This is a genomic window from Ramlibacter tataouinensis, from assembly GCF_027941915.1.
Classification (GTDB): Bacteria; Pseudomonadota; Gammaproteobacteria; order Burkholderiales; family Burkholderiaceae_C; genus Ramlibacter; species Ramlibacter tataouinensis_C.
Map to the genome: position 1 here is coordinate 2,573,452 of NZ_CP116009.1, position 25,140 is coordinate 2,598,591.

A 25,140-nucleotide genomic window follows, 5' to 3' on the forward strand; every position below is an offset into this window, starting at 1 on the left:
CCTCAGAACCGGGTGAAGCCGTCCGGGGCCGGCTGTGCGCCGGCCGGCGCTTGCGGGCGCGCCGGCGGCAGGGCCTGGGCCGGCCGCGCCGGTGCCGGGTGGTCCGCCGAGCGGGGGGCCGGTGCCGGGCCGCCGTCCTCGACGCGGAAGAATCCGATCAGCTGCTGCAGGGCCTGGGCCTGGCCGCTCATTTCCTCGGAGGTGGCGGCCAGCTGTTCGGCGGCCGAGGCGTTCTGCTGGGTGATCTGGCTCAGCTGCCCCATCGACAGGTTGATCTGGCCGACGCTGGTGGACTGCTCCTGCGAGGCGGCGGCGATCTCCTGGACCAGCTCGCTGGTCTTCTGGATCGAGGGCACGATCTCGCCGAGCAGGCGGCCGGCGCGCTCGGCCACCGCCACCGAGGTGCCGGCCATCTCGCCGATCTCGGCGGCGGCGACCTGGCTGCGCTCGGCCAGCTTGCGCACCTCGCCGGCGACCACCGCGAAGCCCTTGCCGTGCTCGCCGGCGCGGGCCGCCTCGATGGCGGCGTTCAGCGCCAGCAGGTTGGTCTGGTAGGCGATGTCGTCGATGATGCCGATCTTGCGGGCGATGTCCTTCATGGCCGCGACGGTCTGCTCCATGGCGGCGCCGCCCTCGGCGGCCTGGCGGGCCGACTCGCCGGCCATGCCGTCGGTGACGCGGGCGTTCTCGCCGTTCTGGGTGATCGAGGCGGTCATCTGCTCGACCGAGGCGGAGGTCTCCTCCACGCTGGCCGCCTGCTCGCTCGCCCCCTGGCTCATCGACTGCGCGGTGGCGCTGACCTCCTCGGACGCCGACGACAGCGCCTGCGCGCCCGAGCGCACGTCCGCCACCACGCGCGACAGGCGAGTGGTCATGTGGCCCATGGCCTCCAGCATCTGGCCCAGCTCGTCGCGCGAAGTGGGCGGGATGCGCACCGTCATGTCGCCCTCGGCCATGCGGTTGGCCACATCGACGGCGACGGCCAGCCGCGAGGTGATGCTGACCGTCAGCAGCCAGGCGGCCAGCACGCCGAGGGCGAGGGCCGCGCCGGTGAGCACGAACATCAGGTTGCGCGCCCCGGAGTAGGCCGTCTCGGCCTCCTTGCTGTTGCGGGCCATGACCTCCTGCTGGAACTCCACGGCATCCTCGAGCGCCGCCACCAGCTTGACCTGCACCGGCTGCGTCGTGCTGAGCATGTAGGCATTGGCTTCGGCCACCTGCCCGGAGCGCAGCAGCTCGAAGACCTGCAGCCGCCGCGGAAACAGCTCCTTCTCCAGCTCGCGCACCCGGGCCAGCTGCTGGCGCTCGCTGTCCAGGTGGACCAGCGCGGCGTACTTCTCGCCGGCCTGGTCGTAGGCGCCCTGCTGCTCGCGAAAGCGCGTCAGCGCCGGCTGCCAGTCCTGGCCCGCGAAAGCCGCCAGCGCCGCCTTGCGCAGCTCGATCGACTGGTCCTGCAGGGCACGCTCCATCCCGATCGAATGCGTCACCTTGGCATAGACGTCCTGCGTGGTGTCCTCCAGGTACCCCTGGATCATGGCCATGCGGCTGACCCCGATCCAGGCCACCAGCAGCAGCAGCACCAGCAGGAAGCCGAAGCCCAGCCCCATGCGCAATCCGACCCTCACGTTCTTCAACATGCCTGCTCTCTCCTCATGGGATCTGCCTGTCTTCGATGCGCACGGCGCGCGAGCCGGTGCAGGCGGCCTCGGCGCCGATCGCCTGCTCCACCAGCGCCTGGATGTCCAGGATCAGGGCCACTTCGCCCGAGCCCAGGATGGTCGAGCCGCTGATGCCGGCCAGCCGCTCGAACAGCTTGCCCAGCGGCTTGATGACGGTCTGCGATTCGCCCAGCAGCGCATCGACCATGAGGCCCGCACGCCGCTGGCCGTGCTGCACGACCACGATGTTCTCGCGCCGCCCGGGCGGGCCGCCGGCGCCGAACACGTCGCGCAGCCGCAGCAGCGGCAGCACCTCGCCGCGCAGGTTGAGGTAGCCGCGGGCGCAGACCTCCTGCCGCTCGGCGGCCGGCAGCTCCAGGCACTCGAGCACCATTTCCAGCGGGATCACGTAGGCGCCGCGGCCCACGCCGACCAGGAAGCCCTCGATGATCGCCAGCGTCAGCGGCAGGCGCAGCGCGACCCGCGTGCCGGCGCCCGGGATGCTGTCGATGGCCACCGTGCCGCGCAGCGCCTCGATGTTGCGCTTGACCACGTCCATGCCGACGCCGCGGCCGGACACGCTGGTCACCTCGTCGGCGGTGGAAAAGCCCGGCTCCATCACCAGCTGCTGGATCTCGCGCTCGCTCAGGGCCTGGGCGGCGTCGACCAGCCCGGCTTCGCGGGCGCGCTGCAGGATCTTGTGCGTGTCCAGCCCGGCGCCGTCGTCCGCCACTTCGATCACGATGTGGCCGCTCTCGTGCCAGGCGTCCAGCCGGATGCGCCCGCGCGCCGGCTTGCCGGCCGCCAGGCGCCGCGGCGCCGGCTCGATGCCGTGGTCCAGCGCATTGCGCACCAGGTGCAGCAGCGGGTCGCCGAGTTTCTCGACCATGGACTTGTCCAGCTCGGTGTCGGCCCCGCCGATCGCCAGTTCGACGTCCTTGCCGAGCGAGCGGCCGAGGTCGTGCACCACACGCTGGAAGCGGCTGAAGGTCTCGCCGATCGGCACCATGCGCAGCGCCAGCGAGCGGTCGCGCACCTCTTCCACCAGCCGCCCCAGCTGCCCCGCCGCTTCGCGCAGGTCGGCCTCGCCCGAGCGGCGCGCGCCCAGCGACACGCCGGCGCTGGAGATCAGCAGTTCGCCGACCAGTTCGATCAGCTCGTCGAGCTTGACGGCATCGACCCGCACGTACTGCCGCCCGGCGCTGCGCTGCGGCGCCTGGCGTTCGGGCCGATCCGCGCCGCTGCGGGGCTTCGGTGCATCGGCGGCCAGTCCGCCGGCCGGCCGGGTAGCCGGCGCCGGGTGCGCGCTGCTTTGCTGCTGCAAGGCGCTGCGCAGATGCGCCGGGCTGGCCGCGCCGCAAGCGGCCAGGCAGGCCAGCGCCCGGTCCGCGCCTTCCGGCAGCCGGCCGGCGAGGTCCGCATAGTCCTGCAGCACCGGATCGGGTCCGAGGATGTGCAGCGTGCTGCCCTCGCGCACGTACTCGAAGGCTTCCTCCAGCGCGCGGCGGCCGGCCGCGGTGTCGAGCTGGATCTCCAGGCCCAGGTAACAGGCCTGCGGGTCCAGGTCGGCGAGCGCCGGCAGCGCATCCAGCAGCGTGGCGACGCCGGCCACCTCGCCCAGCGTTCCCAGGTAGCGCAGGAACGACAACGGGTCCATCCCGTGGCGCAGGACATCGGCGGCAAAGCGCACCGACACATGCCAGCGGGCGCGCTCGCCCGGCGCGCCGGCGTCGGGCGAGCCCGGCGCGGGCCCGCCGGCCGCGCTGAAGCCCGCCAGCCGCGCCAGCAGGCCGGGGCTGTCGGCGGCGATCGCCTCCAGCCGTTCGGCCCGGTCCTCGTCGTCGAGGCAATTGACCATCGCCGCGACATGGTCGCTGCAGGCCAGCAGCAGCTCGACCAGCGCGTCGCCGATGGCCAGCTCGCCGCGGCGCACCTCGACCAGCACGCCTTCCAGCACGTGGGTGAAGGTGACGATCGGATCAAGGCCGAACATGCCGCCCGATCCCTTGAGCGTGTGGACGGCGCGGAACAGCGCGTGGATCGCCTCGGCGTCGCCCGGCGACCGCTCCAGCGCAAGCAGCGCCGCCTCCATCTCGCGCAGCAGTTCGCGCGATTCGGCAAGGAAGGTCTGCGGGACGGCGTCGGCGCCGGGGTTCGGCCGGTTCATGCGGATCCGTCCGTCGTGGTGGGCTGCAGCGCGTCGAGCCGGTACAGCGCCAGCGCCTGGCGCACCGCCGGGCTGGCCGCCACCAGGGCGCAGCGGCGGCCGGCGTCCAGCGCCTCGCGTTGCGCCGCCGCCAGCAGCTGGATGCCGGCGGTGTCGATCTCCTCCACCGCGCGCAGGTCCAGCTCGAAGTCGCGCCCCGATTGCAGGGCCGCCAGCAGTTGCCGGCGCAGCTCGGGCGCCTCGTAGATCGTCGCCGGGCCCTGCCAGGCCAGTCGCAGCGGATCGTCGGCGTCACGGCCCGCCGGGTGCAGCGCGCCGGCCGTCATGGCAGCACCAGCCGGGCCACCGCCTGCAGCATCTGCTCGGGCCGGAACGGCTTGACCATCCAGGCGCGGGCGCCGGCCATCTGGCCTTCGAGCTTGCTTTCCTCGCGCCACTCGGTGGTGAGCATGATGATCGGCACGAAGGCATAGCGCGGCAGCTTGCGCGCCTCGCGCACGAAGCTGATGCCGTCCATCACCGGCATGTTGACGTCGCACACCACCAGGTGGATGCGGCGGCCGTCCAGGCGCTGCAGCGCCTGCCGGCCGTCGGCCGCCTCGATCACGTCGTACCCGGCGCCGCGCAGGGTGATGCCGACCACTTCGCGCAGCGAAGGCGAGTCGTCGACGACCAGGATGGACTTGCGGTTCACGCGGACTCCCGAACTGCCGGTTGGATAGCGAAGCTAGAAATAGGTGATCTCGTCGGCCGCCCGGGCGCCGGCGGGCACGCCGGGCGCCGCGTCGGGCTGCAGGTTGCGCAGCTCCTCCGGCGTGGAGTAGGGCTGGGCCAGCCGCTGCAGCCAGTCGCCGGCATCGGTCGACTCGAAGCGGCCGCCATCGAGCTCGCGCTGCAGCTCGTGCAGGTTGCGCGTGACGTGCGACAGGATCTGGCTGACCCGGTCCTGGAACTGCAAGGCGACCAGCACGCGCGAGACGTCGTCGCGCACTTCGCGCCGCTCGTGCCCCATGGCCTCGATCGCGCGCGCCAGTTCCGCCATCGCCGACTCGAAGCTGTCCACCACCTCGCGCACCAGCGACTGGCCCCAGGCGATGGAGCCGCCGGGCTCGCCCGCGGCCGGCGACTGTTCGTGGAAGGCGGCCTGGACCATGCCATGCAGGCGGTCGGTGTGGCGCGAGAACTGGTCGCTGGCTTCCGCGCTGCGTGCCGCCAGCTCGCGCATGCCGCTGACGATCACTGCGAACGGCCGGCCCGCCGTGCCGGCGCGCGCCGCTTCGATGGTGGCGTTGAGGGCGACGATGCGCGTCTGCATCGCGATCTGGCGGATGTCGGCAGCGTTCTCCTTCAGCCGCGCGGCCTCGCTGCCGATCTCGGCCACGATGCGCTCGCGGCTGGACTGCAACTGGCCGAGCGCCTCCACCAGCCGGTCGAGCCGTTCGCGGTTGTCGTCCAGCTGCGCCAGCAGGTCGGCGCCGGCGGGCGCGCGCCAGCCGGCCGGCCCGATCGCCGAGTCCAGCCGCTGCGCGATGCGGCCGAACAGCCGGGTGAGCTGGGCCACCTCGCCGTCGCCTTCGCTGCGCACCGTCTCGATCTGCCGCGCCCACAGCGGCGCCGACACGGCGCACAACCGGGCCATGCGTTCGATCTCGCACTGCGCCTGCGCGGCCGCCTCGGCGCGCTCGGCCGCGGCCCGGGCGGAAAGCCAGCGGGCCGCGTGCAGGGCCGCGGCCAGCAGCGCCGCCGCAGCCGCCAGCGAAGGCCAGCCGGCGCCGCCCACCAGCAGCAGCAGCGCGCTGCCGCCGGCCCCCAGCAGCAGCGGCGCCCGTCGCCAGGGGGTGGCCATGGCCGCGGCAATGGCCCGCGCCGGGCGCGCCGGTCGGCCCGGTTCGCGCCTTGCCGTCGCATGCATGGCCCATGTCATGACATTTTTTATAACGGCCAACGGGCCGTGCCGGCCGCCAGTCGGGCTGAACGTGACGAACCCGACTTTGCGTGCGTGGCGCGGTTGCGCCGTGGGCGATGCGCGGCTACTTTCGGCGACCGAACGGGTGAAGGGGCCGTGGTGCAGATGACGGGAATGCAGGCTGGACACGAGGCGACGGGTGCGGCGACGCCGTACCAGGTCGACGTGATCGGCTTCGACGCCACCGAGCGCGACATGCTCTCGGTGCTGTTCGCGCGCACCTCGGGCCAGGCGACCGCCTTCGTGCCGTTCGACCCCGACTCGATGGGCGAGCCGGACCTGTACCTGGTCGATGCCGCCGATGCGAGCGCCTACGGCGAGTACCGCCTGCTGTGCCGGCGCGAGGACAAGCCGGCCGTGCTGGTGGACGGCAGCCTCGGGCACGCCGGCGAAGTGCTGGAGCGCCCGCTCCAGGGCGAACGGCTGCTGGCCGCGCTGGAGCGCACGCTGGGCGAGCCGCGCGAGCCGGCGGCCGTCGCCGCGCCGGAGGCGACGGTGCTGGTGGTCGACGACAACGCCGGCGTGCGGGCCTTCATGCAGGCCCGGCTGGCGGCCTGCGGCATCGACGCGCATTTCGCCGAGAGCGGCGAGCAGGCCATCGCCATGGCCGGCGCCCAGGATTACCTGTGCGTGTTCCTCGACGTGATGCTGCCCGGCATCGACGGCTTCCAGGTCTGCCGAGCCATCAAGTCGCGGCGCGCGGCGCAGCGCACCGCGGTCGTGATGCTGACCGCCCGCAGCTCGCCGATGGACCGGCTGCGCGGCTCGCTGGCGGGCTGCGACGCCTACCTCACCAAGCCGCTGGACGAGGGCCGCTTCGCGGACGTGGTCGAGCGCTACGCCGGCCGGCCACGGTGCCACGCCGGCCGCGCAGCCGCCGCGCCGTCGGCGGCCGGGCGCCGACGCGCCGTCGCCCGCGCGAGCGTCTCATGAACATCCGCGCCCGTGCGCCGGCGGCGCAGGACTTCCCCGTGCTGCGGCTCGGCCTGGCCGGCTTCAGCCCGGCCGAGGAAGAGGGCATCCGCGCCGCGCTGCGCGAGCCCGCGCCGGGGCTTCTCTGGGAGATCGTGCCGCTGGCCGACGCCGATGCCTGGTGCGTCAACGGCGTGCGCGCCCAGCCGCTGGGCGACGGCACCGTCCGCATCGCGCCGGGACTGCCGTCGAGCCGCTCGATCCGGGTCGACCCGCGGGCGGTCGATTGCCCCGTGGTCTTCGCCCGGCTGCCGGCATCGCCCGGGTTCCGGCCGCAATGCGTGTTCGATCCCGAACAGCCGGCCACCATCGCCGCCATGCTGCGCTGGCTGGAAGGCCGGCTGCGGCCGATCGTCGTCCAGTTCCATGTGGCGCGCCATATCGCCGTGGCGGAGCCCGACCTGCGGGCCTGCAGCTGGCACGTGACGCTGGAAGGCCGCCTGTGCGCGGTCGTCAACCAGCGCAGCGGCATCGGCGTCTGGGCGCTGGCCGATCCGGCCGCGCTGCCCAACGCGCGCTGGAGCCGCCGCCCGGAATCGGCCAACGCGATCCCGGCCCACTTCGTGACGACCGACTTCTCGCAGCTGATGTGGCAGTACGCGACGCGCACCTCGCGCGACTGCCTGCCGCCGCACTACCGGACGCAGCCCCTGTTCCTGCGCCGCCCGCCCCGGCTGCCGGCGCGCACGCTGGACGACACCAGCCTGCTGCTGGTGCGCGAGCTAGGCCATGCGTGCGCCGGCTTTGCCGAGCTGCGCGAGCGCACCGGCCTCGGCGAGGCCGCGCTGGCCCGCCACCTCGGCGCGCTGTACATGGTCGGCGCGATCACGGCCGACCCGCGCCGGGCCTCGGTGCCACGCGCGGTGCTGGACGCCGCCAACTCGTCGGGCTTTGCGCCGGCGACCGTGCTGCCGGCCACCGCGCGCACGCTCGGCATGACGGTCAAGCTGATCATCGGCACGCCTGGCAACACGGCCGCCGCCGGCTGAGTGCGGCGGCCCGCGACTTGGCCTATAATCACGGCTTCGACGCGCGGTGGAGCAGCCTGGTAGCTCGTTGGGCTCATAACCCAAAGGTCGCAAGTTCAAATCTTGCCCGCGCAACCACCTTCCAAGCCAAACGCCCACTTCGGTGGGCGTTTGGCTTTTTGGCGTGGCAGGTGAGCACGAAAGCCGCGGGCCTATAACCAGCCGGCGCTGCGCGCGAGGCGAAAAGTGATTGGACGCACGGCAGAGCATGCGCCAGCATCGCTCGCCAAATGCAGCAGTCTCGAGCATCCAGCCCCGGGTCGGGCGGGGCGGGCCAGCGGGCGGTGAAGGTCGCCGTCCGCGGCCTCACCCGGCGCTTCGGCACCACCGTCGCGGCCGACCGCATCGACCTCGACATCCGCGACGGCGAATTCCTCACGCTGCTGGGCGCCAGCGGTTGCGGCAAGACGACCCTGATGCGGATGATCGCCGGCCTGGAGCGGCCGGACGCCGGCCGCATCGAGATCGATGGCCGCGACGTCACTGCCTTGCCGCCGCGGGCCCGGCGGCTCGGCATGGTGTTCCAGCAGTACTCGCTGTTCCCGCACATGACGGTGGCGGAGAACGTCGCCTACGGCCTGCAGGCGCAGGGCGGCGCCCGCGCCGAAATCGACGAGCGGGTGCAGGCCATGCTGGAGCTGGTGCAGCTGCCGCAGTTGCATGATCGACGGCCGGCGCAGCTGTCCGGCGGCCAGCAGCAGCGGGTGGCGCTCGCCCGCGCGCTGGCGACGCGGCCTTCGCTGCTGATGCTGGACGAGCCGCTGGCCGCGCTGGACCTGAAGCTGCGGCGCCAGCTGCAGGCGGAGCTCAAGCGCATCCACCGCCAGACCGGCACCACCTTCCTGTTCGTCACCCACGACCAGGAGGAGGCGCTGCACCTGTCGGATCGCATCGCCGTCATGCGCGGCGGCCGCATCGAGCAGCTGGGCGACCCGCGTTCGATCTACCTGGAGCCCGCCAACGAGTTCGTGGCCGACTTCATCGGCGACATCAGTTTCCTGGACGGCCACTACGACGCCGAGGGCGGCTTCGAGCTGCCCGGCGGCGCGCGCATCGCCGCCCCGCTGCCGCGACCGGCCGGCCCTGCCAGGCTGGCGGTGCGCCCCGAGCAGGTGAGCCTGACGAACGCCAGCTCCGGCCTGGCCGCGATGATCGTCGAGGTGGCGCCGGAGACCGGGAGCACCTTGCTCGGGTTGCGCCTGGCCTGCGGCCAGCGGCTGCAGGCGCGGCTGCTCGGCCTGCCCGCGAGCGCGCTCGCACCGGGCCAGCCGGTGCGGGTCCAGCTGGACCACTGCACCCTGGCGTTCGGCCCGGCCGCCGCATGAGCGCGCTGCGGGCCGCTTCGCTGCCGGATCGCGCGACCCTGTGGCTCGCATTGGCGCCGGCGGCCGCGCTGGTGCTGTTGGCCATGGTGGTGCCGCTGGCCGAGATGGCGGTCATCAGCTTCCGCAGCGAGAGCTTCGGCCAGATCCTGCCCGGCTTCACGCTGGCCAACTACGCCAGCCTGCTGGGCGGCCTGGGCAGCCTGCAGCTGTTCACGCAGACCTTCGCGGTCGCCGCCGCCGTCACGCTGCTGTGCGCCTTGCTCGGCTTCCCGCTGGCGGCGGCCATCGCGCGCGCGCCGGCGCACTGGCGCGGCCTGCTGTACTTCGCGGTCGCCGCGCCGCTGCTGGTGAACACCGTGGTGCGCAGCTACGGCTGGCTGCTGATCCTGGGGCGCAAGGGCCTGCTGAACACGCTGCTGCAGGCGGCCGGCTGGAGCGGCGAGCCGCTGGCGCTCACCGGCAACCTGACCGGCCTGGTGATCGGCGGGACCCAGGTGTTCCTGCCGTTCATGGTGCTGTCGCTGGCCACCTCGCTGCTGGCGCTGGACCGGCGGCTGCTGGAGTCGGCCGACATCCTGGGCGCCGGTCCGGCCCGCGCCTTCTTCAGCGTCACGCTGCCGCTCGCGCTGCCGGGCCTGATCGCCGGCTCGGTGCTGGTGTTCAGCCTGATGCTGGGCGCCTTCGTCACGCCGCTGATCCTGGGCGGCACGGCCGTCAAGTACGTGTCGGTGGCGGTCTACACCGACGCTTTGGTGCTGTTCAACCTGCCGCGGGCCACCGCCCTGTCGCTGCTGCTGATGGTGGCGGTGCTGGCCGTCTACGCGCTGCAGAAGCGCCTGACCCGCCGGGTGGAGGCGGCGCTCGCATGACCGCGGATCGACTCTGGCGCTGGGGCGGCAACGCGCTGGCCGCGCTGGTCTGCCTGTTCCTGGCGCTGCCGCTGCTGGTGGTCGTGCTGTTCAGCTTCAGCGAACGCTCGTTCTTCACGTTTCCCCCGGCCGGCTTCTCGCTCAAGTGGTACCGCGCCGCCTGGGCCTCCGATCTGTTCCTGGCGCCGGCCGTGCGCAGCCTGGTGCTGGCGGCGCTGGCCACGGCGCTGGCGGCCGTGCTGGCCGTGCCGGCGGCGCTGGGTCTGCGCCGGATGCCGCCGGGGCGCTTGCGCGCGGCACTGGAGTTCGGCTTCCTGTCGCCGCTGGTGGTGCCGGCGCTGATCATCGGGATCGCGCTGCTCTACGCGTTCAACCGGGCCCGCCTGCTGGACACCTTCACGGCGCTGCTGGTGTCCCACACGCTGATCGTGTTTCCGTTCATGTTCCGCTCGGTCCTCACCAGCGCGCTTGCACTGAAGCAGGCCCTGGTCGATGCCTCGGAGATCCTCGGTGCATCGCCGGCGACGACCCTGCGCCGCGTGGTGCTGCCGGCATTGCTGCCCGGCATCGTCGCCGGCGCGATCTTCTCGGCGATCGTCTCGCTGGACCAGTTCACCGTCAGCCTGTTCGTCACCCAGTCCGAACAGGTCGTGCTGCCGGTGGCGCTCTACAAGTACCTGTTCGACGTCAACGACCCGGTCGCCGCCGCCGTGTCCACCGTGCTGGTGGTGTTCGGGCTGCTGGCGGCCCTGCTGATCGACCGCCTGGGCTGGCTGCGCCACCTGGGCGGCGGCGGCGCCTGAAGCGCCGGCGTTTGCTTGTTCCCACGAAAGAAAGAACCATGACCCACGACTTCTCGCGCCGCCGGCTGCTCACCGCGGCCGCCGCGTGCGCCGCCGCCGGCTTGCCCTCGCTGCCGGTGGCCGCGCAGACGGCGCCGCTCACCATCGGCTGGTACCCCGGCCTGCTCGGCTCCTATTTCAAGCGCAGCTTCCTCGATACCTTCTCCGGCGCGCCCGGCGCCAAGGTGGTGGAGTCCTTCGACAACGCGCGCTTCACGCAGATGCAGGCCAACCGCAGCGCGCCCAACCTGCACGTGGGGGTGTTCACCGACGTGCTGCTCCCGCTGATCGCGCGCTCGGGCCTGGTGGCGCAGCTCGATGAAAAGCTGATCCCCAACCTGCGCGCGCTGGATCCGGCGGTGAAGCTGCCGGTCGGGCGCCATGCCGTCCCGGTGACCTACGGCACCTGGGGCATCGCCTACAACGCCCGCAAGGTGGGCAAGCCCATCACGGGCTGGGCCGACCTGCTGCGCGACGACCTCAAGGGCCACGTGTCGGCACCGAACGTCACCTACAACTCCTCGATGTACACGCTGGACGCCCTGGCCAGCCTCAAGGGCGGCAGCCTGCGCGAGCCGGCCGCGGGGCTGGAGGCGCTGCACCAGGTGCGCACCCGCGGTCCCGGGCTGTGGGACCAGGAGAGCATCGCCGTCGGCTGGCTCAAGAGCGGCGAGATCTGGGCGACGCCCTACTTCAGCGGCAACGTGCTGGCGATGATGAAGGATCCCGACCTGGCCGACCTGAAGTTCTGCGTGCCCAGCGAGGGCGGCTATGCGCTGCCCATGAGCGTGGCCCGGGTGGTCAACCCCTCCGCGGGCCAGGTTCCCGATGCCTTCATCAACCACATGCTCGGCATCGAGGCGCAGGAGGCGTGGGCGCGCATCGGCAATGCCCGGCCGGTGCATGCCAAGGCCAAGGTGCCGGCCGAAGTGGCGGCCGCGGTGCCGACCGCCGACAAGCTGCGGCACCTGGACTGGAGTTTCTTCGCCGAGCAACGCGCCGGCATCGTCGATCAATGGAACAAGGTGGTGAACCGATGAATACCCAACGCAGACACCTGCTGGCGCTCGGCGCCGGCGCCCTCCTGGCCGGGCTGGCGCAGCCGGCGCTGGCGCAGTCGGGCAGCGGCCGCTTCGTCGTGCCCTATGCGGCCGGCGGCACCGGCGATCTGCTGGCACGGGCGGTATCCGAGCGCATCGGCCCCGCGCTCGGCCGCAACTTCATCGTCGACAACAAGCCGGGCGGCGGCACCGTGATCGGTACCCAGTTCGCGGCCCAGGCGCCGGCCGACGGCGCCACGCTGCTGTTCGTGGCGGCCAGTTTCGTCATCCAGCCGCAGCTGCAGGCCAAGCCGGCGTACGACGCGCTGCGCGATTACGCGCCGGTCACGCAGCTGGCCAGCAACCCGCACGTGCTGGTGGTGCATCCCGCCGTGCCGGCCAAGACGCTGGCCGAGTTCGTCGCCTGGGCCAAGGCGAACAAGGCGGCCTTCGCGTCCTTCGGCAACGGCTCCTCGGGCCACCTGGGCTTCGAGCTGTTCAAGAAGGCCAGCGGCTTCGACATGGTGCACGTGGCCCACAAGGGCAGCGCACCGGCCACGCAGGACCTGCTGGGCGGCCACGTGCACGCGATGTTCGCCGACCTGCCGCAGGTGGTGGGCCACATCAAGGCCGGCAAGCTCAGGGCCATCGCCGTGGGTTCGGCCCGCCGCGACGCGGCGCTGCCCGAGGTGCCGACCTTCGGCGAGGCCGGCCTGCCGGGGTTCCTGTCGCAATCCTGGTACGGCGTCGTCGTCAAGGCCGGCACGCCGCCGGATGCAGTGCAGAAGCTGCAGGCGGCCATTGCCACGGCGATGGCCGATCCGCGCCTGCGCCAGGTGCTCGAGCCCACCGGGCTGGACATCGTCGGCAATTCCGCCGCCGACTTCGGCGCCTTCCTGCAGGCGGAGTCGGCGCGCTACGGCGAAGCGATCCGCATCTCGGGCGCCAGGATCGACTGACGCGCGGCGCGCGCTGCGCCGGTGCCGCACAGGCGCCGGCGGCGCAGCCGCCCTACCAGATGCCGACGGGCCGTTGCTGCACGACCGGTGTGCTGGCCACCAGAGGCGGACCGGGATCCGCCAGGGGTGACGTGTCGGCCACCACCCGCGGCATCCGCGCCGCCGTCTCGCGCAGCAGCTCGCGCACCATGCGCTGTGCGTTGCTCATGCGACGGTCCACCATCCACACCAGGCCGACCCGGATCAGGATGTTCGGCACTTCCAGGGGCAGCACCTCCAGCGCACCCTGGGCGGCGAAGTGGCGCGCCAGATCGCGCGCCAGGAAGCCGACCGAATCGGTGAACTGCAGCACGCCGATGTTGGTGAGTGTGGAGATCGACTCCACGTGCCGGCGCGGCACGTCGACGCCGCTTTCCGCCATGAAGGCGTCGATCGGGCCGCGGGTGGAGGCCGAGGGCGGCGGCAGCACCATCGGATAGCCCGACAGCATCGGCCACTCGAGCCGCCGGGCGGCCGCGAGCGGGTGGCCACGGCGCACCACCACCACCACCGGGTCCTCGTAGAGCAGCTCGCTGTCGAACTCTACCGGAAGCCGGCGCTCGGGTAGCAGCCCGACCAGCAGGTCGACGTCGCCGGCGCGCAGGGCCGGCAGCATGGTGGCCATGGTGCCTTCGCGCACGTTGACCGCCACATCGGTGGCTTCCGCCTCGAGCTGCGCGATGAAGCGGGGCACGAGCACGCAGGCGGTGGCCGGCAGCACGCCCATCGACACGCGCGTGATGCGCCCTTCCGTGATGTCGCGCAGCTCGTCGCGGACCACGGCGAGCTGGCCCAGGATCTCGCGCGCGTGGCGGATCAGGCAGGCCCCGTGCTCGGTGGGCTCCATCCCCCGCGGCGTGCGTTCGAACAGCGGCAGCTCCAGGCCTTCCTCGATCTGCGCCAGGGTCTTGGACACGGCAGGCTGCGTGACGTTCAGGTAGGCGGCGACGCGGTTGACGCTGCCCAGATCATCCATCGCCACCAGCAGTTGCAGATGACGCAGCTTGAGGTTCGCGCGGATGTACCAATCGAGTCTGGACATGGTGTGACTAGGGGAAAGTACGGAGGACCGATAACCGTCCGGTAATTGAATTGGACTGGAAGATTCAATGGACCTCATATGGTGCTTCCCCCTAGCATCCCTCTCACGCTTCGTTGACGACCACGCGGCGGACGCCGGCTCCCGATGCCGGCGGCGCGACAACTCCAACGCAAGAGGAACCGATGCTGAGACTTCAACGACTGGCGCTCGCCGCCGCTTCCGCGGTCCTGATGCTGGGCACCACGACCGTGCGCGCAGCCGACTGGTACCCGCTGAAGGTCAACACCGGGACCGACGGCAAGGTCGCGCTGGCCGACTACCGGCCGCTCGACAAGGCGAGCAAGAACTGGTCGATCTGCGTGTCGTTCCCGCACATGAAGGACCCGTTCTTCCTGGCCGCCAACTACGGCATGGTCGAGGAGGCGCGCCGGCTGGGCGTGCGCGTGCAGACGCTGGACGCGGGCGGCTATACCGGCCTGAACACCCAGATCTCGCAGATCGAGAACTGCGTCTCCGGCGGCGCCGACGCGGTGGTCATGGTGGCGATCGCGCGCGACGGCATGAACAACCTCCTGACGCAGCTGAAGTCGAAGAACATCCCGGTGGTGGACGCCGTCAACGGCGTGTCATCCAAGGACACCGGCGCACGCGTGCTCACCAGCCCGCGCGACGAGGGTCTGCGCGCCGGCCAGTACCTGGCCAAGAAGCATCCGCAGGGCAGCAAGCCGGTCAAGGTGGCGTGGCTGCCGGGCCCGGCCGGCGCCGGCTTCGTCGAGGCGTTCAACGCCGGCTTCCAGGAAGGCATCAAGGGCAGCGCGGTCGTGGTCGCCGAGACCAAGTACGGCGACGTCGGCAAGGAAGTGCAGGCCCGCCTGGTGGAAGACATCCTGCAGACCCACAAAGACCTCGACTACATCGTCGGCACCGCCGTGATGGCCGAGGCCGCCGTGCCGATCCTGAAGGCGCGCAAGGTCCACGACAAGGTCATGATGGTCTCGATCTACATGACGCCCGGCGTGTACCGGCACCTGAAGGCCAGGAACATCGAAGCCGCCGGTGCCACCCCGATCGCGCTGACCGGCCGCATCATGCTGGACACCGCGGTGCGCCTGCTGGAAAAGAAGGTCGAGTACCCGGACGTCAACACCCTGGGGCAGGTCTATACCGGTGCGGACATCGGCACGCTCGCCATCAACGACGTGCTGGCGCCCGCCAGCTACAAGCCGGTCTTCAAGTTCGGCAAGTAAGCCGGGACCCCGCGCCGTGAACGCTGTCGCCTCGCCAGCCGCTTGCGCACCGCGCGCCGGGCATGCCGCCCTGCGCGTGCGCGGCGTGTCCAAGCGCTACGGCCAGCACATCGCGCTCGACGCGGTGTCGCTGGACCTGCACGCCGGCGAGGTGCACGTGCTGTTCGGCGAGAACGGGGCCGGCAAGTCCACCCTGATCTCCATGCTGGCCGGCGCCGGTGAACCGAGCGCCGGCGAGCTGGAGATCGGTGCCCATCGCGGCGCGTTCGGCTCGGTGGCGCAGGCGCGCGCCCATGGCGTGCGCGCCGTGTTCCAGGAGTTCTCTCTGGTGCCCTCGCTGTCTGTGGCCGAGAACATCACGCTGGGCGAGGAGCCGCTGCGCGCAGGCGGGCTGCTGTCGAAGTCGGCGGCCCGGGCCGAGGCCCGGGCGCTGATCGAGCGGCTGGGCTTTGCGCTGGACGCCGACGCGCAGGTAGGCGACCTGCCGCGCGGCAAGCAGCAGATGGTGGAGATCTGCAAGGCGCTGCGGCGGGTGCCGCGCGTGCTGATCCTGGACGAGCCGACCGCGTCGCTGTCCGAGCATGACGCCCAGGCGCTGTTCGGGCTGTTGCGGCGGCTCAAGCAGGACGGCACGGCCATCGTCTACATCACGCACCGCCTGCACGAAATTTCCGCGCTGGGCGACCGGGTGACGGTGCTGCGCGACGGCAAGCAGGTCGCCACCGTGCCGGCCGACACGCCGCAGCACCGGCTGATCGAGCTGATGACCGGCCGCAAGCTGGCCGACATCTATCCCGCGCCCGGACGGGTCGGCGAGCGCGTCCGGCTGCAGCTCGATGGCGTGAGCCTCGCGCCGCGGCCGGGCTGCATCACCGTGCGCGATGCCAGCCTGCAGGTGCGCGCCGGCGAGATCGTGGGCATCGCCGGCCTGGTGGGCTGCGGCAAGAGCGAACTGGCGCAAGCCTGCTTCGGGCTGCGGCCGCTGGCCGCCGGGCGCGTCCTGCTGGACGGCCACGCCGTGCGTTTCGCCCATCCCGCCGATGCCATCGCGGCGGGCCTGTGGTACAGCCCGGCCGACCGCAAGTACGAAGGCCTGGCGCTGGGCCTGCCGGCCGGCGACAACATGGCGTTGTCGGCGCTGCGCTTCGGGCCGGTGCGCGGCCGCTGGCTGAAGCCGCGCCACGAGCGCGCGCACCTGCGCACGCTGGCGCAGCGGGTGGATTTCGCGGCGCCACGGCTGCGCGAGCCGGCGGCCAACTTCTCCGGCGGCAACCAGCAGAAGGTGCTGCTCGCCAAGGGGCTGGCGCAGGACATCGGCGTGTACGTGTTCGACGAGCCCACGGTGGGCGTGGACGTCGGCGCGCGGCAGGCGATCTACCGCTGCCTGGCCGAGTTGAGCGCCGCCGGCGCCGCCATCCTGCTGGTGTCGTCCGACCTGCCCGAACTGCTGGGCATGACGCACCGCCTGCTGGTGATGAACGAGGGGCGCATCGCGGCCGAATTCCAGCGGGCCGACTACGACGAGCACCGCATCCTGGCCCAGTTCTTCTGACCCCTCGCATGAATACCACCCACGCCGTTGCCGCCGAACTGGCCGTCGTCCCCGAGCGGCCCGCGGCTGCGCCGCCGGACGTCGCCACCGCCACGGCGGCGCCCGCCCGCTTTCGCCTGCTGCCCTGGCTGCAGCGCAACCGCCAGGACCTGGCGCTGCCGCTCATGTTCATCGCCGCCGTGGCGGTGTTCAGCCTGCAGGCGCCCGGCTTCCTCACCGCCGACAACCTGACCAACATGGCGCGCCAGTCGGTCTACCTGCTGATCGTGGCGCTCGGCCAGCTGATCGTGCTGGTGGGCGGCGGCCTCGACCTGTCGGTGGGCATGGTGGTGTCGCTCACCTCGGTGGCCAGCGCCACCGTCATGGCCGCCGTCTACGCGGCCGCACCCGACGCGCCCTGGCTGGCGGTGGCGGCCGGTGCCGCCACCGGCCTCGTGATCGGCTGCGCGGTCGGCCTGGTCAACGGGCTGGGCAGCACGCTGCTGAAGATCCCGCCTTTCATGATGACGCTGGGCATGTCGTCGGTGCTGTTCGGCATCACGCTGCTGGTCTCCGGCGGCGTGCCGATCTACGGCCTGCCGCCCGTGCTGGGCGAGGTGTTCGGCTTCGGCGAATTCCTCGGCGTGCCGGTGCCGGCCCTCGTGGCGGTGCTGCTGGTCGCCGCCACCTACCTGCTGCTGGAGTGGTCGCGCTTCGGCCGGCACCTCTACGCCACCGGCGGCAACCTGCGCGCGGCCGAGCTGTCCGGCGTGCGCACCCGCCGCGTCCTGGTCCATTCCTACATCCTGTCCGCCTTGACGGGCGTGCTCACCGGGCTGCTGCTGACGGCGCGGCTGGACACCGGCGAGGCCAACATCGGCGCCAGCCTGCCGCTGGAGTCGATCGCCGCCTGCGTGATTGCCGGCGTCAGCCTGGCCGGCGGCCAGGGGCGCGCGCTCAAGGTGCTGCTGGGCACGCTGCTGATCATGCTGGTGGGCAACGGCCTGAACCTGATGCAGGTGGGCGCCTATGCCCAGACCATGGCGATCGGCGCCATCCTCATTTTTGCCATGGCGCTCGCCCGCCACTGACCTTTCCACCCACCCCGACGGAGACACCCTCCCATGAACGCACCGATGCTGCAGCAGGCGCTGGTCCCGATGACCGGCCAGGAATACCTGGACAGCCTGAATGACGACCGCGAGGTCTGGATCTACGGCGAGCGCGTCAGGAAGATCACCGAGCACCCGGCCTTCCGCAACTCGGCGCGCATGGTCGCGCGCTTCTACGACGCCCTGCACGATCCGGCCCGGCGCGAGGTGCTGACGGCGCCGACCGAGTGGGGCGGCTACACGCACAAGTTCTTCCAGGCGCCCAGGACGGTGGAGGAACAGGTGGCCTCGCGCGACGCGATCGCCGAATCGCAGCGCATCTCCTACGGCTGGATGGGCCGCTCGCCCGACTACAAGGGCAGCTTCCTGGCCACGCTGGGCGCCAACTCCGCCTACTACAAGGGCTACGAGGCCAACGCCCTGGCCTGGTACCGCAAGGCGCAGGAGCGCACCTGGTACATCAACCACGCGATCATGAATCCGCCGGTGGACCGCAACAAGCCGAGCGCGGACACCTCCGACGTCTTCATCCGCGTCGTCAAGGAAACCGATGCGGGGCTGTACATCAGCGGCGCCAAGGTGGTGGCCACGGCCTCGGCCCTGACCAACTACACCTTCGTCGCCCACGCCGGCCAGATCCCGATCAAGGACCCGGCCTACGCCCCGGTGTTCATCGTTCCCACCGGCACGCCCGGCGTGAAGATGATCTCGCGCATCTCCAACGAGCAGCGCGCGGCCGTGCTGGGCAGCCCGTTCGACTACCCGCTGTCCTCGCGCATGGACGAGAACGACGCCATCCTGGTGCTGGACAACGTGTTCGTGCCCTGGGAGAACGTGTTCATGCACGGCGACGTCGAGCAGGCCAACGACTTCGCGCCGGGTTCCGGCTTCAACGCCCGCGCCGCCATGCATGGCTGCACCCGGCTGGCCGTCAAGCTGGACTTCATCGTCGGCGTGCTGAGCAAGGCGCTCAAGCTGACCGGCACCGCCGCCTTCCACGGCGTGCAGTCGCGCTTCGGCGAAGTGGTCGCCTGGCGCAACACCATGTGGGGCCTGTCCGATGCGATGGCCAAGAGCAACATCCCCTGGAACGGCATGGTGCAGCCGGACGCGCGCTTCGGCGCCGCCTACCGCACCATCTCGCAGGTGGCCTTCCCGATGATCAAGCAGATCATCGAGGCCAGCGTGACCAGCGGCCTGATCTACCTGCCCTCGCACGCCAACGACTTCAAGGTGCCGGAGATCCGCGGCTACCTCGACCGCTACGTCCGCGGCAGCGGCGGCGTCGACGCCGAGGGCCGCGTCAAGGTGATGAAGCTGCTGTGGGACTGCATCGGCAGCGAGTTCGGCGGCCGCAGCGAGCTGTACGAGATCAACTACCTGGGCTCCAACGACGTGACCCGGCTGGCCAACCTGTGGGAATCGCAGGGCAGCGGCGACATGGCCAACATGGAGTCGCTGGTGGACCGCTGCATGGGCGAGTACGACCTGGATGGCTGGACCGTTCCCGACCTCGTCAACAACGACGACGTGAGCGTGCTCAAGCGCCGTTGACGAGGACCGCTGACATGCCCAAGGCGATCGACGTCGCGTACGTCATCTACCAGGTCGACGACCTGGACCGCATGGAAACCTTCATGCACGACTTCGGCCTGGTGACCGCGCAGCGCAACGCCGGCCAGCTGTGCCTGCGCGGCGCTTCGACGGCGCCGGTGATCCACGTCACCCGCAAGGGGCCGGACAACCGCTTCCTCGGCGCGGCCCTGCAGATGGCGTCGCGCGCCGACCTGGAGGCGCTGGCCAGGCTGCCCGGCTCGTCGCTGGTGGAGCCGATCGACGACCTGCCCGGCGGCGGCTGGCGCGTGCGCACCACGACGCCCGACGGTGTGCCGGTCGACGGCGTCTGGGGCCAGGCGCCTGCGGAGCCGCTGGGCCTGCGCGATCCCAACCCGTTCAACGCCGGCACCGTCAAGCGCCGCATCAACGCCTCGCTGCGCCCGCAGCGCGAGCCGGGCCTGGTGCTGCGCCTGGGCCATTTCGTGCTCCGCGTGAGCGACCACGCCGCCTCCAAGGCCTGGTTCCACGAACGGTTCGGGCTGGTCGACTCCGACTACCTGTGCGTGCCCGGCGACGAGAGCCAGGTGTTCGGCACCTTCGTGCGCTTCGACTGCGGCGATGAGCCGGTGGACCACCACTCGATGCTGATCACGCAGGCCGCGGAAACCGGCGTGCACCACTGCAGCTTCGAGATGCAGGACATCGACGCCGTGTTCGGCGCGCACGACTACCTGCTGCAAAAGGGCTACCGGCTGGAGTGCGGCGTCGGCCGGCACCTGGTGGGCAGCCAGATCTTCGACTACTGGCGCGACCCGTTCGACTTCCGCGTCGAGCACTACACCGACGGCGATGTCGCCGATTCGCGCTACGAGCCCGTGCGCTATGCGGTGGCCGCCGACGAAACCACGCAGTGGGGCATGCAGCCCCCCCGCACCTTCTTCGACTAACCCGTTCCGTCAACAAAGGAGTACACCCATGACGACCACCCTGAAGAAGCAACGCTTCATCTCGCCCCACGTTGCCGAGTACCCCCCCGGCCACTGGTCCAACACCATCCGCGTCGGCGACCAGATCTGGCTGTCGGGCTTCACCGCCCGCTCCAACGACCTGAAGTCGATCCATGGCGTGGGCGACGCCTACGAGCAGGCCAAGGTGATCTTCACCAAGGTCAAGCACTGCCTGGAGGCCGCCGGCGCCACCATGGCGGACGTGGTGACCATGACGATCTACGTCACCGACATGGCCGACAACAAGGCCATCTGGAAGGCGCGCCAGGAATTCTTCACCGGCGACTTCCCGTGCTCGACGCTGGTCCAGGTGGCTTCGCTGGCCAACCCCGAGATCAAGCTCGAGATCACCTGCCAGGCGATGGCGGGCTCCGGCCAGGCCTGAGGACACAAGGCGATGCCCCCGATCGTTCCCGCTTCCCTGGCGAGCGCCTTCGAGGGCGTCGCCCCGGCCTTCACCGCGCGCGAGTTCCGCGACGCGATGGGCCAGTTCGCCACCGGCGTGGTCGTCATCTCCACCGAGGTGGACGGTGACGCCCATGCAATGACCGCCAATGCCTTCATGTCCGGCTCGCTCGAGCCGCCGCTGGTGCTGGTGTCGGTGGCGTGCACGGCCCGCATGCACGACAAGATCCGCGCCGCCGGCCAGTTCGGCGTCAGCGTGCTGGCGCAGCACCAGCTGCAGGTGAGCAGCCATTTCGCCGGCCGTCCGGTGGACGGCTTCGCCCCCGAATTCGACCGCCTGCAGGGCTTGCCCGTGATCCGCGGGGCCGCCGTGCACGTGGCGGCGGCGCTGGAACACGCCTACCCGTGCGGCGACCACACGCTCTACGTCGGCCGGGTGCTGGCGCTGCGCGGCCAGGCCGAGAAGCCGCCGCCGCTGCTGTACCACGGCGGGCGCTACGCGGCAGCGCAACCCATGGCCTGCTGAACGCACGAGACCCATCCGCGATGAAGGCTGACCCGATCCAGCGCGCGCTGCACGGCATAGGCGCGCCGCTGCCCAGGCTGGAAGATCCACGGTTGCTGACCGGCCACGGGCGTTTCGCCGACGACGCGGTGCTGCCCGACATGGTGCGGGGCTACGTGCTGCGCTCGCCGGTGGCGCACGCGCGCATCCGCTCCATCGACGTGAGCGGCGCGCTCGAGGTGCCCGGGCTGCTGGCGGTGCTGACCGGCGAGGACTACGCCGCCGACGGCCTGGGCCACATGCCCTGCGTGAGCATCCCGCCGACCATCACCGGGCGGACCTACCACCGCACGCCCTTTCCTCCGCTGGCCAGCGATCGTGTGCTGGCGGTCGGCAGCGGCGTCGCCTTCGTCGTGGCCGAGACGCTGGCCGCCGCCATGGACGCGGCCGAGCGCATCGTGGTCGACTACGAGCCGCTGCCGGCGGCGCCGACGGTGGAAGCGGCGATCGCCCCGGGCGCGCCGCTGGTGTGGCCAGAGGCCGAGGGCAACCGCTGCTTCCAGCACGAACTGGGCGATGCGCATGCGACGGCGGACGCCTTCGAGGGCGCGGCCCACGTGGTGCGCGCGCGCGTGCGCAGCCAGCGCGTGGCCGGCAATCCGCTGGAGCCGCGCACCGCGCTGGGCGTCTACCAGGAAGGCGAGGGCCGCTGGCAGCTCACCAGCTCGGCGTCCAACCCGCACCGCATCCGGCTGTTGCTGGCCGAGCACATCTTCCGGGTGCCGGCGCACCGCATCCACGTGATCGCCGGCGACGTCGGCGGCGGCTTCGGCACCAAGGGCGGTCTCTATCCCGAGGAGATCCTGGTGCTGTGGGCGGCGCAGCGCGTCGGCCGCCCGGTGAAATGGGTGAGCGACCGCAGCGAGGCCTTCCTGTCCGACTTCAACGGCCGCGACCAGATCGCCGACGCCGAGATGGCGCTGGACGCCGACGGCAAGGTGCGCGCGCTGCGCGTGGTCGTCAACCACAACCTCGGCTGCCAACTCGGCCCGTCGACGGCGCACCCGCCGCTGGTGGGCTGCCGCATGCTGTCGGGCGTGTACGCGATCCCGGCGATGCACGTCGAGATCAACGGCATCTTCACGCACAGCCGCACGCTCACCACCTACCGCGGTGCCGGCCGGCCGGAAGCCACGATGGTGGTGGAGCGCATGCTCGACCTCGCGGCGGCCGAGATCGGCATCGACCCGGTCGAGCTGCGCCGCCGCAACTTCATCCGCCCCGAGCAGATGCCGTACCGCACGGCCATCGGCGAGACCTACGACTGCGGCGAATTCGAGGCCGCGATGGACCAGGCGCTGGAACTGGCCGACTGGCAGGGCTTCGAGGCCCGGCGCGCCGAGAGCGCCCGGCGCGGCAAGCTGCGCGGCCGCGGCCTGTCCTGCTACATCGAGGTCTGCGCCACCATCAGCGACCGCATGGAGGTGCGCTTCGACGCCACCGGCGGCCTGACCATCCTGGCCGGCACCTTCAGCTACGGCCAGGGCCACCACACCAGCTACGCGCAGATGGTGCACGAGTGGCTGGGCGTGCCGCTGGAGCGCATCCGCTTCGTCCAGGGCGACACCGACAAGATCGCCAACGGGCGCGGCAGCTTCGGCTCGCGCAGCATGACCGTCGGCGGCTCGGCCCTGAAGGCCGCCTGCGCGCAGGTGGTCGAGCGCGGGCGCCGCGTGGCCGCCATCCTGCTCGACCGGCCGGAGGCGAGCCTGGTCTTCGAGGACGGCACCTACCGCAGCGCCGACGATCCCAACACCAGCATTTCGCTCGACAAGGTGGCCCGCGCCACCTATGCGTGGGGCACGCCCAAGCCGCTGCCGCCGGAGCTCTGGTCCGGGCTGGAAGGCGTGGGCCATTTCAGCGCCAGTCCGCAGAACTACCCCAACGGCTGCTACATCGCGGAGGTGGAGGTGGATGCCGACACCGGCGAGGTGCGGCTGGACGCGGTGACCGCCGTCGACGACGTCGGCAACGTGATCAATCCGCTGCTGCTGGAAGGCCAGATCCGCGGCGGCATCGCGCAGGCCGCCGGCCAGGTGCTCAAGGAAGCCGTGGTGTACGCACCGGACGGCCAGCTGCTGACCGGGTCCTTCACCGACTACGCCATGCCGCATGCGGCGGATTTCCCGCGCTTTCGATCGGCGCTGCGGCCGGTGCCCACCAAGACCAACCCGCTCGGGGTCAAGGGCGGCGCGGAAACCGGCACGGTCGGCCTGCCGCCGGCGATCGTCGGCGCCATCGTCGACGCGTTGCGCCCGCTGGGCGTGCGCGACATCAACTGCCCCGCCACGCCGCATGCGGTGTGGCAAGCCATCCAGGAAGCCCGCGCATGAACCTCTACATGGTGTACCGCGTCGATCGCGACGACGGCCAGGCCGCCGCCATCCGCGCCGCGACACGGCCGGCCCATCGCGCCTACATGGACCAGTTCGCCACGCGCGTGCGCCTGGGCGGCCCGATCCTCGACGCCGGCGGCCAGGGCTGCGGCGGGCTGATGCTGATCGAGGCCGAGAGCGAGGAGGCGGTGCGCGAGATGGTGCGCAACGACCCGTTCGAGCAGGCCGGGCTGTCGGCCCGCATCGACATTTACCCGTTCCGCTGGCAGACCAACCGGCCGGCGGACCTGCCACCCCTGTGAGGGTGCGAGCGAGAGGAATTCCATGGAACTGACAGGCGAGCAGCGGCTGCCGGTGACGCGCGAGCGCGTCTGGGCGGCCTTGCTGGACACGGACACCCTGCGCGCGGCCATTCCGGGCTGCGAGGCGGTCACGCACGAAGGCGACGGGCGCTACAGCGTGAGCGTGGTCGCGGCGGTCGGACCGGTGAAGGCACGCTTCAAGGGCCGGCTGCAGCAGCAGGACCTGCAGCCGCCGCAGCGCTACACGCTCAGCTTCGAGGGCGACGGCGGCATGGCCGGCTTCGCCCGCGGCAGCGCCGAGGTCGATCTGAGCGAGGCGGACGGCAACAGCACCGTGCTGGCCTACCGCGCGCAGGCGCAGATCGGCGGGCGGCTGGCGCAGATCGGCTCGCGCCTAGTCGATGCCACGGCCGCGCGCATGTCGCAGGAGTTCTTCGAGCGGCTGACCGAAGTGATCACGGCACCGCCCGGATCGGCGCAGGCGGCCCGCCCGGCCGTGGGCATTCCCCTGAGCGCCGGCGAGTCGCCGTCGCCTGCCAGGCAACGGGGCCCCGCGCTGGGCTCGGCGCCGGTCGAAGCCCCTGGCTGGAGCGGCACCGTCACGATCGCGATGCCGGGCTGGGCCTGGGCCTTCACCGTCGCCGCGGCCGTGGCCTGCGTCTGGATCGCCGGCACCTGAGGCCGCCATGCCCACGCGCGAAGTCACCCTCACCGTCAACGGCATCCGCCGCACGCATGCGGTGGAGCCTCGCACGCTGCTCGTGCAGTTCCTGCGCGAGCACTGTCACCTCACCGGCACCCACGTCGGCTGCGATACCACCCAGTGCGGCTGCTGCACGGTCCATCTCGACGGCCGCGCGGTGAAGTCGTGCACCCTGCTGGCGGTCCAGGCCGACGGCGGCGAGGTCACCACCATCGAAGGCATCGGCACGCCGAGCCAGATGCATCCGCTGCAGGAGGCCTTCCGCGAACACCACGCGCTGCAGTGCGGCTTCTGCACGCCGGGCATGGTGATGCAGGGCATCGACATCATCCGCCGCGGCTGCGCCGGCGACGACGCGACGGTGCGCCGCGAGCTGGAGGGCAATCTGTGCCGCTGCACCGGCTACGAGGGCATCGTCGATGCGATCCGCTCCTGCGCCCAGCGCTGCGGGGCCGAGGGGGTCTGACG

The 25,140-nt window shown here is 71.6% G+C and carries 24 protein-coding genes and 1 tRNA gene; 19 read left to right on the plus strand and 6 right to left on the minus strand.

The annotated features are described in order from the left end of the window. Positions 1 to 2 precede the first annotated feature (2 nt). The 5 genes from PE066_RS12105 to PE066_RS12125 are packed head-to-tail and all read right to left on the minus strand — an operon-like array spanning position 3 to position 5,671. A complete protein-coding gene (locus PE066_RS12105; protein WP_271232794.1) occupies positions 3 to 1,637 on the minus strand; it encodes a methyl-accepting chemotaxis protein in 1,635 nt (544 codons plus the stop codon). Between the two features lie 13 nt (positions 1,638 to 1,650). After that, positions 1,651 to 3,825: a chemotaxis protein CheA gene (locus tag PE066_RS12110; protein WP_271232795.1), complete on the minus strand. Its 2,175-nt coding sequence runs from the start codon at positions 3,823 to 3,825 to the stop codon at positions 1,651 to 1,653. Beyond that, on the minus strand, positions 3,822 to 4,151 hold the full coding sequence (locus tag PE066_RS12115; protein ID WP_271232796.1) for an STAS domain-containing protein: 330 nt from the start codon (positions 4,149 to 4,151) through the stop codon (positions 3,822 to 3,824). The genes PE066_RS12110 and PE066_RS12115 overlap by 4 nt, the downstream gene beginning before the upstream one ends. After that, positions 4,148 to 4,519: a response regulator gene (locus tag PE066_RS12120; protein ID WP_271232797.1), complete on the minus strand. Its 372-nt coding sequence runs from the start codon at positions 4,517 to 4,519 to the stop codon at positions 4,148 to 4,150. The genes PE066_RS12115 and PE066_RS12120 overlap by 4 nt, the downstream gene beginning before the upstream one ends. A gap of 33 nt (positions 4,520 to 4,552) precedes the next feature. After that, positions 4,553 to 5,671: a methyl-accepting chemotaxis protein gene (locus PE066_RS12125; RefSeq protein ID WP_271232798.1), complete on the minus strand. Its 1,119-nt coding sequence runs from the start codon at positions 5,669 to 5,671 to the stop codon at positions 4,553 to 4,555. Positions 5,672 to 5,896: 225 nt separating this feature from the next. On the opposite strand from PE066_RS12125, the gene PE066_RS12130 reads away from it, so the two are divergent. The 8 genes from PE066_RS12130 (at position 5,897) to PE066_RS12165 (ending at position 12,826) form a co-directional block, all read left to right on the plus strand. Beyond that, positions 5,897 to 6,724 carry a response regulator gene (locus PE066_RS12130; protein WP_271236567.1) on the plus strand — a complete coding sequence of 276 codons (828 nt, stop codon included), beginning with the start codon at positions 5,897 to 5,899 and terminating at the stop codon, positions 6,722 to 6,724. Further along, a complete protein-coding gene (locus tag PE066_RS12135) occupies positions 6,721 to 7,752 on the plus strand; it encodes a hypothetical protein (RefSeq protein WP_271232799.1) in 1,032 nt (343 codons plus the stop codon). Before PE066_RS12130 ends, PE066_RS12135 begins: the two co-directional genes overlap by 4 nt. Before the next feature lie 40 nt (positions 7,753 to 7,792). Next, positions 7,793 to 7,869, plus strand: a tRNA-Met gene (locus tag PE066_RS12140). A 152-nt stretch (positions 7,870 to 8,021) separates the two neighbouring features. After that, positions 8,022 to 9,116 (plus strand): ABC transporter ATP-binding protein, encoded by a 1,095-nt coding sequence (locus PE066_RS12145; protein ID WP_271232800.1) that lies wholly within the window; start codon positions 8,022 to 8,024, stop codon positions 9,114 to 9,116. After that, positions 9,113 to 9,985, plus strand: a complete 873-nt coding sequence (locus PE066_RS12150; RefSeq protein WP_271232801.1) for an ABC transporter permease — start codon at positions 9,113 to 9,115, stop codon at positions 9,983 to 9,985. Before PE066_RS12145 ends, PE066_RS12150 begins: the two co-directional genes overlap by 4 nt. Further along, positions 9,982 to 10,788, plus strand: a complete 807-nt coding sequence (locus PE066_RS12155; protein WP_271232802.1) for an ABC transporter permease — start codon at positions 9,982 to 9,984, stop codon at positions 10,786 to 10,788. The genes PE066_RS12150 and PE066_RS12155 overlap by 4 nt, the downstream gene beginning before the upstream one ends. A 38-nt stretch (positions 10,789 to 10,826) precedes the next feature. Beyond that, complete coding sequence (locus tag PE066_RS12160; RefSeq protein ID WP_271232803.1) at positions 10,827 to 11,867, plus strand: ABC transporter substrate-binding protein; 1,041 nt, start codon at positions 10,827 to 10,829, stop codon at positions 11,865 to 11,867. Beyond that, positions 11,864 to 12,826 carry a tripartite tricarboxylate transporter substrate binding protein gene (locus tag PE066_RS12165; RefSeq protein WP_271232804.1) on the plus strand — a complete coding sequence of 321 codons (963 nt, stop codon included), beginning with the start codon at positions 11,864 to 11,866 and terminating at the stop codon, positions 12,824 to 12,826. The genes PE066_RS12160 and PE066_RS12165 overlap by 4 nt, the downstream gene beginning before the upstream one ends. A 52-nt stretch (positions 12,827 to 12,878) precedes the next feature. Here PE066_RS12165 and PE066_RS12170 read toward each other — a convergent pair whose 3' ends face one another. Beyond that, entirely contained in the window at positions 12,879 to 13,907 is a 1,029-nt protein-coding gene (locus tag PE066_RS12170) for a LysR substrate-binding domain-containing protein (RefSeq protein WP_271232805.1), read from the minus strand. A 182-nt stretch (positions 13,908 to 14,089) separates the two neighbouring features. On the opposite strand from PE066_RS12170, the gene torT reads away from it, so the two are divergent. Genes torT through PE066_RS12225 form a run of 11 tightly spaced genes read left to right on the plus strand, consistent with a single transcriptional unit; the run spans position 14,090 to position 25,138 of the window. Beyond that, positions 14,090 to 15,154: a TMAO reductase system periplasmic protein TorT gene (gene torT, locus PE066_RS12175; protein WP_271232806.1), complete on the plus strand. Its 1,065-nt coding sequence runs from the start codon at positions 14,090 to 14,092 to the stop codon at positions 15,152 to 15,154. A gap of 16 nt (positions 15,155 to 15,170) precedes the next feature. Further along, on the plus strand, positions 15,171 to 16,706 hold the full coding sequence (locus PE066_RS12180) for a sugar ABC transporter ATP-binding protein (protein WP_271232807.1): 1,536 nt from the start codon (positions 15,171 to 15,173) through the stop codon (positions 16,704 to 16,706). A gap of 8 nt (positions 16,707 to 16,714) precedes the next feature. Continuing rightward, positions 16,715 to 17,776 carry an ABC transporter permease gene (locus PE066_RS12185; RefSeq protein WP_271232808.1) on the plus strand — a complete coding sequence of 354 codons (1,062 nt, stop codon included), beginning with the start codon at positions 16,715 to 16,717 and terminating at the stop codon, positions 17,774 to 17,776. A 33-nt stretch (positions 17,777 to 17,809) separates the two neighbouring features. Next, positions 17,810 to 19,351: a 4-hydroxyphenylacetate 3-hydroxylase N-terminal domain-containing protein gene (locus tag PE066_RS12190; protein ID WP_271232809.1), complete on the plus strand. Its 1,542-nt coding sequence runs from the start codon at positions 17,810 to 17,812 to the stop codon at positions 19,349 to 19,351. A 14-nt stretch (positions 19,352 to 19,365) separates the two neighbouring features. Continuing rightward, a complete protein-coding gene (locus PE066_RS12195) occupies positions 19,366 to 20,301 on the plus strand; it encodes a VOC family protein (RefSeq protein WP_271232810.1) in 936 nt (311 codons plus the stop codon). A 28-nt stretch (positions 20,302 to 20,329) separates the two neighbouring features. Continuing rightward, on the plus strand, positions 20,330 to 20,746 hold the full coding sequence (locus tag PE066_RS12200) for a RidA family protein (RefSeq protein ID WP_271232811.1): 417 nt from the start codon (positions 20,330 to 20,332) through the stop codon (positions 20,744 to 20,746). 12 nt (positions 20,747 to 20,758) lie between these two features. Beyond that, positions 20,759 to 21,292: a flavin reductase family protein gene (locus PE066_RS12205; RefSeq protein WP_271232812.1), complete on the plus strand. Its 534-nt coding sequence runs from the start codon at positions 20,759 to 20,761 to the stop codon at positions 21,290 to 21,292. 20 nt (positions 21,293 to 21,312) lie between these two features. Further along, positions 21,313 to 23,664, plus strand: coding sequence for a xanthine dehydrogenase family protein molybdopterin-binding subunit (locus tag PE066_RS12210; RefSeq protein WP_271232813.1), 2,352 nt, complete (start codon positions 21,313 to 21,315; stop codon positions 23,662 to 23,664). Next, on the plus strand, positions 23,661 to 23,969 hold the full coding sequence (locus tag PE066_RS12215) for a YciI family protein (protein WP_271232814.1): 309 nt from the start codon (positions 23,661 to 23,663) through the stop codon (positions 23,967 to 23,969). The genes PE066_RS12210 and PE066_RS12215 overlap by 4 nt, the downstream gene beginning before the upstream one ends. A 22-nt stretch (positions 23,970 to 23,991) precedes the next feature. Then, positions 23,992 to 24,648 (plus strand): CoxG family protein, encoded by a 657-nt coding sequence (locus PE066_RS12220; protein ID WP_271232815.1) that lies wholly within the window; start codon positions 23,992 to 23,994, stop codon positions 24,646 to 24,648. A 7-nt stretch (positions 24,649 to 24,655) separates the two neighbouring features. Continuing rightward, on the plus strand, positions 24,656 to 25,138 hold the full coding sequence (locus PE066_RS12225; RefSeq protein WP_271232816.1) for a (2Fe-2S)-binding protein: 483 nt from the start codon (positions 24,656 to 24,658) through the stop codon (positions 25,136 to 25,138). The last annotated feature ends 2 nt before the right edge of the window (positions 25,139 to 25,140 follow it).